This window comes from Chitinophaga sp. (genome assembly GCF_036569125.1).
Taxonomy (GTDB): Bacteria; Bacteroidota; Bacteroidia; order Chitinophagales; family Chitinophagaceae; genus Chitinophaga.
The window spans coordinates 1-10,523 of record NZ_DATCRF010000448.1; the positions used below are offsets into that span (position 1 = coordinate 1).

Here is a 10,523-nt window from a genome sequence, read left to right on the forward strand (position 1 = left end):
GAATAGGACAGACCCACTTTGTTATCCTCATTCACTTTATAATCGGCAGCCAGGCTGGGGAAAAAGTCCAGGTAAGAACGTTTGATCTTGCTTTGCAGGCTGATGGAATTACCTTCTGAAATGGTTTTCTCCAGGCGCAGGCCGGCCTGCAGATCCCACTTACGCCATTGCAGCTTGTAAGAGGTATAGGCAGCCAGGATGTTCTCTTTATAAATAAACTGGTCGCTTTGGGAAGGGGCGTACACATAATCCTTACCTCTCAGCGAATCGTAGCGCAGCTTGTTATCTGTTTCCACAAAGCTGGCTTTTACGCCGGCTTCTATTTTGGATTGTTTGTTCAGGGGCAGCACCAGGTCGGCCTTAATGCTTTTAATGGTAACATTGGTATTACCCATGTTGCGGATGGCGTGCGGGTCGCGCACGGTTTCCAGGTGGCGGTCGTACAGGCTGTCGCGCAGGTTCAGGTTACGGTTGTTCTTGAACCGGGCGTAATCCGCATCCATGCTTATTTCTGTGCCGTTGGTATCCAGCTGGCCCTTATAGTTCAGGTTTACAGCTACGTTATTGAACTTGTTATTATTGGTGGTAAGGGTGTTCAGCACGGAATCTATTTCGCCGGTTTGCTTGCCGATATCCGTAGCGCTGTAAATGCTGTTGCGGAAGGAGTTGTTATACCCGTTCACCAGTACGCCTACGGTATGCTGCTTGCTAATGAAATAATCCATACCGGCTTTATAGGTGCTGTTCTTAAACTGGTTACGCTGCCAGATATCCTGGTGGAACAGCATGGGCTCATCCGCATTAATATAGCGCCACAGCTCCCGCAGGGTATAAAACTGGCGGTTGCCGTAGTTGTAGTTGCCAAACAGGTTAAACTTAGTGGTGCGCCAGTTCAGGTTACCGCCGGCATTATAAATAGGGTAGCGGCTTTGTCCCATGCTGGCATTCAGGGTGCCGTTGATGCCGGTAAGCTGTCCCTTTTTGGTTTTGATATTAATGATACCGCTGTTACCGGCAGCATCATATTTAGCGCCGGGGGTGGTAATGATCTCTATCTGGGAAACGGTTTCTGCGGGCGTGCTTTTCAGCAGGTTGCTCAGCTGATCGCCGGATAAGTAGGTGAGCTTACCATCTATCATAATGGTTACACCCTGGTTGCCTTTTACCACTACGTTATCATCCTTATCAACGGTAACGCCCGGCGCTTTGCGCAGCAGGTCCAGCACGGTTTGCCCGGCGGAGGATACACTGCTTTCCACGTTCAGCGTGGTTTTACCGGCGCTGCGTTCAATAAAGGGCTTTTGTGCGGTTACATTCACTGCCTGCAGGTTCTTGGTTTGCTGTACTAATTGTATGGCGGGTAAGGAGAGGTTTTGGTGGTTCGCATCCAGGATGAAGGCCGGGCTCTGTACGGGGGCATACCCCATGAGGGTAGATTGTATATAGTAATGTCCGAAAGGAATATTATCAATGGTGCAGCTGCCCTGTTCAGTACTCAGCTCACCTTTTACCAGCGCGCTGTCCTTTACGGCGCGTACCAGCACATTGGCAAATCCCAGGGGCTGGTTCTTGCCATCCATGATCCTGACTGTTATTTTGCCTTGTTTGTTGGCGTTTTGGGCCCATGCGGCACCCAGGGTTAAGAGCATAAAAAGCCCCGTTAGTATGATCCTGTTCATATTCACAGATTGGTCGCAGCCATGACGGACAGCTACGGCATTAAATGTTGTAATATTTATTGACGGTTTTAGAAAATGCCTACAGTTTAGATCTTGCGGCATGCATCAACGCATGCATCGTTGTGTTGTTTTGATGGTATGAAAAATTCCGGTATGCGTGTAACCAGGTAAAACGGCACCAGTTCAGGGCGTAACTCTACTTTATCAGCGGCGGGTGCTTTTGAAAGACGGTTTCCCCAGGTACATAATGCCAGTACAACGATACAGAACATTAATAGCAGGATGACCTTTTTCATTTTGATTACTTTCTATTAAAGACGAGCAAGTTAAAGAAAGGTTGCACACGTCTTTATAAATTGTGACGTAATGCAATATTTAGCTCGTATGGGTATTGACTATCAGCGTATTATAACTGCACGTCGCTGGCGAGTGGTGCGGGGTCCTTTAAAATTCTTTGCACGGTGATGGGGGATCTTTGTTCCAGTAAAATGGTTTTGTTGTTGCTTAGCTCTTCCAGTAAACCGTTCTCATAATAACGTACCGTAAGCAGCTGCAGGGATTCATTATAGGCCAGCTTAAAATCCTGGTGCAGGGCTTTAATAAGCTGCTCTATTTTTTCCGGGTTGTTATCAATACAGCAGGAGAAGCTGATGGCCGCATTCTGCATCAGGTTGATCTTTATTTTGAGGCCGTGGAAGATCTCATAGATATCGCTGATCTTATCTTCCGTAATAAAAGCATAATCGCGGGAGGTAACGGTGATCAGCACCTGGTTTTGCTTCAGCACAATAATGGGCGGCAGCTGCGCATGGTCTGCCTCTTCCTTGATCACGGTGCCCGGAAGGTCTTTGTTCAGGAACGATTTTACGTACAGCGGGATCTGCTTGTTCTGCAGCGGCTTAATGGTTTTGGGGTGAATAACCTGTGCGCCGTAATAAGCCATTTCAATCACCTCGCTGTAGCTGATCTCCGGTATATTAATGGTGTTGGGGAACAGCTTCGGATCGGCGTTCTTTAAACCTTCCACATCTTTCCAGATGGTTTGGCTTTCGGCATCCAGCATGTTGGCAAATACAGCGGCGGAGTAGTCGCTGCCTTCGCGGCCCAGGGTTACGCTTTCGTTCTGATCGGTGCTGCCAATGAAACCCTGTGCTATTACCACGTTGGTGCTGTTGAACAGGGGCAATACCTTTTCCGTAATGTTACGCTGGGTCACTGCCCAGTCAATGTTGGCATCCCGGAAATTATCGTCGGTACGGAATATGTCGCGCACATCTATCCAGGTATTGGCAATGCCGGCCTGGTTGAACCATGCGCTTACAATGGCGGTGCTTAACAGCTCGCCCAGGCTTACCAGCTGGTCGTAATAGTAATCAAAGGGGCGCAGGGGCTTTTCGCCCAGGGTCCATTCCGCTTCGGTAAAGAACTGCTGCAGCTGCTGGAACACGGCATGCTCCCGGTTACCCAGCAGGGCAGCGGCGGTATCTATATGGGCCTGCTCTAAATTAAAGAGCAGCTGGGCGGCTATTTCGCGCTTACGCATAAAAAAGTTCTGGGCTACCTTCTCCAGCTCATTGGTGGTTTTGCCCATGGCGGATATAACGATCAGGATCTTTTCATCGGGAAAAGACTGCACAATGGCGCCCACTTTATGGATGCGTTCAATACTTTCTAAACTTGCTCCGCCAAACTTGAAAACCTTCATAGGGTAAAATATCTTCTGTTAAAAAAAGTTCCGGCAAATTACGGCAACTTTGAAATTGTTTTAAAATATGTTGGGAAAGAAATGACAGTCCCGTTAAAATAGAACTATTTTACTTTATATTCGTTCGTACCCAAATCTGATAACCATATATGAACAGCAAGCAAAAGGTGATGACCTTAGACGAATTTACCATCCAGGAGCTTAGGAATTACCCGGGGGCCACCGGCCAGCTATCCGGTTTATTGCGGGATATAGGGCTGGCAGCCAAACGTGTGAATGTAGAGGTGAACAAGGCCGGTATTGCCGATATACTGGGTGAGGTTGGTAAAACCAACGTACAGGGCGAATCTGTTAAAAAGCTGGATGAGTTTGCGAACGACCAGTTCATTGATTCCCTCCAAAGCAGCATTTACTGCTGCGGCGTGGCTTCTGAAGAGAATGAAACCTTTATTGCTTTTGATGATGAGCATTCCAGGAACTCAAAATACGTTGTTTTGCTGGATCCCCTGGACGGTTCCAATAATATAGATGTAAACGTTTCCATAGGCACCATCTTCTCCGTATACCGGCGTTTAAGCCCCAATGGCAGCCGCTGCGAGCTGGAAGACTTCCTGCAGCCGGGCACTCAGCAGATAGCAGCCGGGTATATTATTTACGGCTCCTCTACCATGCTGGTATATGCTACCCGCCGCAGCGTACAGGGTTTTACCCTGGACCCCTCCATAGGGGAGTTCTGCCTGTCGCACCCGAACCTTAAATGCCCTACTGAAAGCGACATTTTCTCCGTGAACATAGGGTATTACCATATGTACGAGCCCCGCATCCGCGCTGCTATTGACCAGTTTATGGCCCGTAATGAGCAGGATAAGCTGTACCGGCACCGCTTTGTGGGCTGCATGGTGGCGGAAATACACCGTACGCTGATCCAGGGCGGTATTTTCATGTACCCTGCCTTTGGCAAATTCTCCGCAGGCCGTTTGCGCCTGTGCTATGAGTGCAATCCCATGTCGTTCATTATGGAAAAGGCCGGGGGCGTAGCTATGGCCAACGGGCGCCAGCGCCTGCTGGAGCTGAAGCCCGCACAGCTGCACCAGCGGGTACCTATTTTTATAGGTTCCAAGAGTATGATGGATACCTGGCAGCAGATCGTTACCAATTATAGGGGGTGAGCAGAAAGCAGAAAGCATAAAGCATAAAGCATAAAGCATAAAGCATAAAGCTATGGTAAGTATATAAGGCCATCAGCTTTGTGCTTTATGCTTTAAGCTTTCCGCTAAATTAAAAATAGGTACAATACTTGCTAAACCTGAACCGTTTTAAATAGTCTAACAGGGACATTCCCTTTTTCAATTATTTAATAAGTATATGGTTATTAGCAAACAACGCAAGATCGTACTGTTATTTTTGAGCTTTTTCCTGAGCATGCAGGCCTGGGCCTGCCACCGGGGCACCGTGGCTGCTGACAGCAGCGTGGCCGCCAAAAGCATGGATGAGCAGATCCTGTATTACACCAACAAGTTCCGTCAATCCAAGGGGCTGGCCCCGCTGCAGCTGGTATCAACCATCAGCAAAGAGGCGGAAGACCATAGCCAGGATATGGCTAAAGGCCGCACCGGCTTTGGACACGAGGGTTTTGAGGAGCGTGTGGACCATGTAGGCAAAAAACTGGGCCGGGTAGCTGCTGCCGCTGAAAACGTGGCCTATGGCAACCTGGATGCGGAAGGCGTAGTGAATGGCTGGATCAAAAGCCCCGGGCACCGCCGCAATATGCTGGGCGACTATAACCTGATAGGGATTGGCAGCGCACAAGGCAAAGGCAACATTATTTTCTTTACCCAGGTGTTTATTAAACACTGAGTAAAGTAAAAAGTAAAAAAGCAAAAATTAAAAACCGGAAGCCGCAGGCTGTAAGCATTTGAGAACTGTTATTATACTGTAACAGCGCTGGTATTGCTTATAGGCTGCGGCTTCTTCGCATTTTTACTTTTTTACTTTTACTTTTTAACTTTTACTTTTGGAACATGGAAAAGAGAACGATCATTACGGTGAAGGACCTGGTAAAACAGTATGGCGATTTTACCGCGGTTAAAGGCATCAGCTTTGAGGTGTATGAGAACGAGATCTTTGGTTTGCTGGGCCCCAACGGCGCCGGTAAATCCACCACGCTGGAGATCATAGAGACCTTACGCGATAAAACCTCCGGGCAGGTAATGGTAGACGGGATGGACCTGGATAAAGATCCCAATGGGATTAAAAAGATCATTGGCGTGCAGCTGCAAAGCTCCGGCTATTACCCTAACCTGAACCTCACGGAGCTGATAGACCTGTTCAGCGGTTTATACAACCAGCCTGTGGATCCTAAGGAGCTGCTGCAGCGGTTTAACCTGGAAGATAAAGCTACCGCCAAATACAAGCAGCTTTCCGGCGGGCAAAAACAGCGCTTTTCCATAGCCACTACGCTCATTAACAAACCCAAGATCATTTTCCTGGATGAACCCACCACCGGCCTGGACCCCCAGGCGCGGCGCAACCTGTGGGAGCTGATACAGCTGGTACGCTCGCAGGGCACTACGGTAGTGATCACCACCCACTATATGGATGAAGCAGAGTTCCTTTGTGACCGCTGCGCCATTGTAGATAAAGGCGAGATCATTGCCATTAACTCACCCGACGCTTTAATTGATAACCTGGTAGCCGGCGGCTTTGAACGCCGGAAAGAGGTGAAGCAGGCGAACCTGGAAGATGTGTTCCTGCACATGACCGGGCGGGCGCTGCGCGAGGAATAATTAATAATGAAGAATTAATAATTAATGATCGTAGGAAGGGTATTGCAAGGGAATGCCTGGTTTGCGTTAGTAATGCCACTATTTATTTCGTTATTTTATAGTCCTGGGTGTCAGTGTACTTACCGGTGATCCAATGGCAAACGTACCCGTTGTCGTCCCAGGATATGATCCTTACTAAAATACCCGCGGCTGCCGGATCATCCTTGTCCCTCACTGCCTGCTCATCCATTAATCCATACGTGTCGTCATTCGCCCATTTTAAGGATCTTCTCAGATCAATTTTTCCCTGATCGTTGTAGTAATCCTGAACATCCTTTGTTCTGGTAAAAACGGTTTTAACACCACTGGTTGATTCGAATTTTCCGGTCATGATATGCGGCGGAATAGCTACTTTGTCTTTGTACGGGCAGTTAAACCACAGGCCGGAGATGGGGGTATTCAGCTCGATCTGTTGCAGCTTAAGGGCTTGTTTTTCGCCGGAATCAGCAAAGGTGTTAATGATGTAAGCGTTGAACAATACCTGGTCTTTAAAAAGGTACTCCATCAACAGCGACTTGTTGCCATTGGGATATACGATCATTAATAACCTGAAGTTTGTTTTATCAAAGAAATTCATTGTAGTGTAGCCGTTTTCCGCTGCTGCATTCACTACATAGCAGTCAAAATTCTCGAATTTCTTATCGGGCAGCCGCGTAAGCTTGTAACCCAGCGCTTTGTAGGCATATTGAACCTGGTTATAGGTTTTAAGCTTTATTTCTTCCACTGCTGACGGGTCCTCAAACCGGAGGATCGAAGAACCATTGATCCTTGTTACGCTGTTACCATTAAAGAAGGTTGTTTGGGGAACATGTTCCATTGAAAGAATGCTTTGAACATATTTCCGTCCGGTGTTTCTTTTTTCAGCAACGATGGCCGATGATCCGTCTTGTTGAATGAGCCGGTAATTAATGCTGGAGGATCTGATGTTTGCAATTCTTTTTTCTCCACCACAAAATGTTATCGATGAATCTAAGATCTGTGCTGCTGTCAGCAGGTTCGCTGTCTGCCCAAACACAGTGGTGGAGAGTATAAGGAGAAGGATCGTGTTGAGTGTTTTCATTTTTTAATAGGGACTTATCTTTAACGCCAGTGGCTGTGTTCCGGACTGCGGAAGAAAAATAGTAAAAATATTTTTAATTAATAGCTTTTACCTGTTAAGCAGTAAACCCCATCCATTTGCATTCTTGTTCTATTATTGTAGCTTTAAGCACTCGCTTTCGTGATTATTAATTCTTAATTATTCATTATTAATTATGCTGGAACAGCTACAATATCCGATCGGCCGCTTTGAGGCCCCCATGCTTATTAAGCCTGAAGACCTTAAGATCTATATCAACGATATCCGTTATTTACCTTCCATCCTGGAAATAGCCGTGCAGGACCTGGATGCCTGGCAGCTGAACACACCTTACCGCCCCGGCGGCTGGACGGTAATGCAGGTGGTGCATCACCTGGCAGATAGTCATATGAATGCGCTCACCCGTTTTAAGCTGGCGCTTACAGAAGATAACCCGGTTATTAAACCTTACGACGAAGCTGCCTGGGCTAAGCTGGGCGATGTGGAACGCACGCCCATCAACATGTCTATTACCTTGCTGCATGCCTTGCATGCCCGCTGGGTGAATTTAATGGAAAGCATGTCGCCGGAGGACTGGGAGCGCTCTTTTGTACACCCGGAGCATCATACCACCTTTAAGCTGAAAACCGTTGCCGCCAATTATGCCTGGCATGGCAAGCATCATTTTGCACAGATCGAAAGGCTGCGGGAGCGGAACTTTGATAAATAGGAAAACAACCATACTGCCAACCATATTAAACAATCAATAATGGCTTCATTAGAGTGGAAAACGCTGCATTCAGAATATATTTATAAGGATGCCTGGCTAACAGCCCGTAAAGACCGCTGTATAACACCCAGCGGCAAAATTGTAGAACCTTATTACGTGCTGGAATATGCGAACTGGGTAAATGGCTTAGCCATTGCGGAAGATGGGCGCGTGATCATGGTAAGGCAGTTCCGGCAGGGCTTCAGGCAAACGTTGCTGGAGATCCCCGGCGGCACCATGGACCCGGAAGATGCATCGCCGGAAGTGGCCATGCGCCGTGAGCTGCTGGAAGAAACCGGCCATTCATTTGAGCAGGTTACGTACCTGGGTGAGATCTGCCCCAACCCCGCATCCAGCAACAATGTAACGCATATGTTCCTGGCTACCGGCGGTAAAAAGGTACAGGAGCAGCAGCTGGATCAGAACGAAGAAATAGAGATCGTATATCTTACCATGGAGGAGCTGAAGCAAATGCTGCTGAAGCAGGAGATCAAGCAAAGCCTGCACGTAACCTGTATCTTATACGCGCTGCTGAAGCTGGAGCAGCTAAAGATCGTTTAACCGTTACATTGCTTCCGATACTATAAAGAAGCTGCCGCATACCAGTATCATATCATCCTTATGGGCATGCTGTTTGGCAGCCTGTAAGGCTTCCTGCACGGTGGCATAGGTATGCCCTTTTAAACCGTTTGCAGCAGCCATTTCCGCCAGGATGTGCTCATCCAGCGCACGCGGTATCTGCGCTTTGGTGAAATAATAGGTAGCAGTAACAGGGAACAGGGGCAATACTGCATCCACCGCTTTATCTTTTACAAAGCCGGTTACAATATGCAGCTGCTGGTATTTGGTATGCCGTAGTTGTTGTATGATCTCTTTTATGCCGGCTTCATTGTGCCCTACATCCATTACCAGCAGCGGATTCTCGCCCATTACCTCCCAACGCCCGCGCAGGCCGGTGAGCTTTTTTACGTGCAGCAAGCCATCATGCAGGGCTGCATCCGGAATGCTCCAGCCGCTGTGCTGCAATACTTTTACGGCGCTCAGCACTGTCATAATATTCTTTTCCTGGTACTGCCCGCTAAGGCCCAGGGTAATATGTTTTACCTGCTGCTGTTGCTTATGCAGCAGCTGCATTTGCAAACCGCTGCCGGGATGGGTGGGGTTTAAATTACTTTCCTGCACCAGCCATTCCTGGTCGGCAAAATGAATGGGGGCCTGCTGCTCCGCCGCTTTGTTCATGAATACGGATTGTACGGCGGGCTGTGTTTCGCCGATCACTACCGGTACGCCTGCTTTTATAATGCCTGCTTTTTCAGCTGCAATTTCCGGCAGGGTATTGCCCAGTATGTGCATATGATCGTAGCTGATGTTGGTGATCACCGACAGCTCCGGGGTAATTACGTTGGTGCTGTCCAGCCGCCCGCCCAGGCCTACTTCTATCACCGCTACATCTACCTGCTCCAGCGCAAAATAGTGGAATGCCATGGCCACGGTAAGCTCAAAGAAAGAAGGTTCAATGCCGGCAATGGCGTTCTGCATTTGCTCCACAAACTCCACTACAAACTTCTCCGGCACCATTTGCCCGTTTATACGTATCCGTTCCCGGAAATCCTGCAGGTGAGGGGAGGTGTACAGGCCTACCTTATAACCGGCCTGCTGTAAGATGGCGGCCAGCATATGGCTCGTAGAGCCCTTGCCGTTAGTGCCGGCTATATGGATGGATTTAAACTTCTGCTGGGGATTATCCAGCAGGTTACACAGCTCCAGTGTATTATGCAGATCATTCTTCAGGGCTACGGCGCCTACCCGGGTAAACATGGGCAGGTGCTGGTAGAGGTAATCAACAGTTTGCTGATAGTTCATATAAGTTTGTATTACAGAAAAACCATTCCGTAATGCAAACTTCGATAAAAAAATTAAATGAAGGTACTTTTAAGCAGCAGAATGCTGCCAGGCATTTAACTGATGTGCTGCGGTGCAGCAAACCGGTAATGCAGCATATACACAACATGTCCCGCATCAATTAGGCGCGCACTGCACCTGCTGTAATTGTTTGCCATAGCGGCCGCCGCTGCCATCCCGTTTCTTCAGGCTGATCATGGGCACGCGCAGCGCCAGGAACCCATCAGCATGGTTGAGCTGTGAACGCAGTAAATTAGAGATTATGCTGGCAGAGCCAATCACCAGGGGGCCTAAGCGTAAGCCCACACCGGCATCTACCTGGCCAAAGCGGTTCACCACCAGGGGTAAATAAGCGCCAAAATTGCGGGTATCAAAATGTGGCGTTACCTGTAATTGCGTAATAGCATAGTTCTTACTATCATCCTTTTTCCCGGAGAAAAAGCCTACTACGGCATTGGCGCTTATAAAAAAGCGGCCGTCAATATTATAATCGCCGGATAAATGCAGGGCCGTGGGTAAGTTCATGAAATATCCGTCGTAGGTAGGAATGGGAGAAAAATAATCCCGTACGCGGCGGTAATAACGC

General features: G+C 48.2%; 10 protein-coding genes. 5 read left to right on the forward strand and 5 right to left on the reverse strand.

The window, feature by feature from the left end:
* Both VIM87_RS16755 and VIM87_RS16760 read right to left on the reverse strand, forming a co-directional pair.
* The coding region (locus VIM87_RS16755; RefSeq protein WP_331998103.1) for an outer membrane beta-barrel protein at window positions 1–1,679 on the reverse strand (1,679 nt) is incomplete at its 3' end.
* Between the two features lie 406 nt (window positions 1,680–2,085).
* A complete protein-coding gene (locus VIM87_RS16760) occupies window positions 2,086–3,384 on the reverse strand; it encodes an aspartate kinase (protein ID WP_331998104.1) in 1,299 nt (432 codons plus the stop codon).
* 149 nt (window positions 3,385–3,533) lie between these two features.
* On the opposite strand from VIM87_RS16760, the gene fbp reads away from it, so the two are divergent.
* From fbp to VIM87_RS16775, 3 genes are all read left to right on the forward strand, one after another.
* Window positions 3,534–4,553, forward strand: a complete 1,020-nt coding sequence (fbp, locus tag VIM87_RS16765; RefSeq protein WP_331998105.1) for a class 1 fructose-bisphosphatase — start codon at window positions 3,534–3,536, stop codon at window positions 4,551–4,553.
* A gap of 196 nt (window positions 4,554–4,749) precedes the next feature.
* On the forward strand, window positions 4,750–5,241 hold the full coding sequence (locus tag VIM87_RS16770) for a CAP domain-containing protein (protein ID WP_331998106.1): 492 nt from the start codon (window positions 4,750–4,752) through the stop codon (window positions 5,239–5,241).
* Window positions 5,242–5,405: 164 nt separating this feature from the next.
* The gene (locus tag VIM87_RS16775) at window positions 5,406–6,170 is read left to right on the forward strand and encodes an ABC transporter ATP-binding protein (RefSeq protein ID WP_331998107.1); all 765 of its coding nucleotides are present in this window, start codon (window positions 5,406–5,408) and stop codon (window positions 6,168–6,170) included.
* Between the two features lie 82 nt (window positions 6,171–6,252).
* On the opposite strand, the gene VIM87_RS16780 is transcribed toward VIM87_RS16775, so the two are convergent.
* Window positions 6,253–7,026: a hypothetical protein gene (locus tag VIM87_RS16780; RefSeq protein ID WP_331998108.1), complete on the reverse strand. Its 774-nt coding sequence runs from the start codon at window positions 7,024–7,026 to the stop codon at window positions 6,253–6,255.
* Window positions 7,027–7,462: 436 nt separating this feature from the next.
* Here VIM87_RS16780 and VIM87_RS16785 point away from each other — a divergent pair, with 436 nt between their 5' ends.
* Window positions 7,463–7,996, forward strand: coding sequence for a YfiT family bacillithiol transferase (locus VIM87_RS16785; RefSeq protein ID WP_331998109.1), 534 nt, complete (start codon window positions 7,463–7,465; stop codon window positions 7,994–7,996).
* Window positions 7,997–8,035: 39 nt separating this feature from the next.
* Window positions 8,036–8,596, forward strand: coding sequence for an NUDIX hydrolase (locus VIM87_RS16790; RefSeq protein WP_331998110.1), 561 nt, complete (start codon window positions 8,036–8,038; stop codon window positions 8,594–8,596).
* Between the two features lie 3 nt (window positions 8,597–8,599).
* Here the strand turns inward: VIM87_RS16790 and VIM87_RS16795 are convergent, their stop codons facing one another.
* Complete coding sequence (locus VIM87_RS16795; protein ID WP_331998111.1) at window positions 8,600–9,898, reverse strand: folylpolyglutamate synthase/dihydrofolate synthase family protein; 1,299 nt, start codon at window positions 9,896–9,898, stop codon at window positions 8,600–8,602.
* 156 nt (window positions 9,899–10,054) lie between these two features.
* The coding region (locus VIM87_RS16800; RefSeq protein WP_331998112.1) for a DUF5723 family protein at window positions 10,055–10,523 on the reverse strand (469 nt) is incomplete at its 5' end.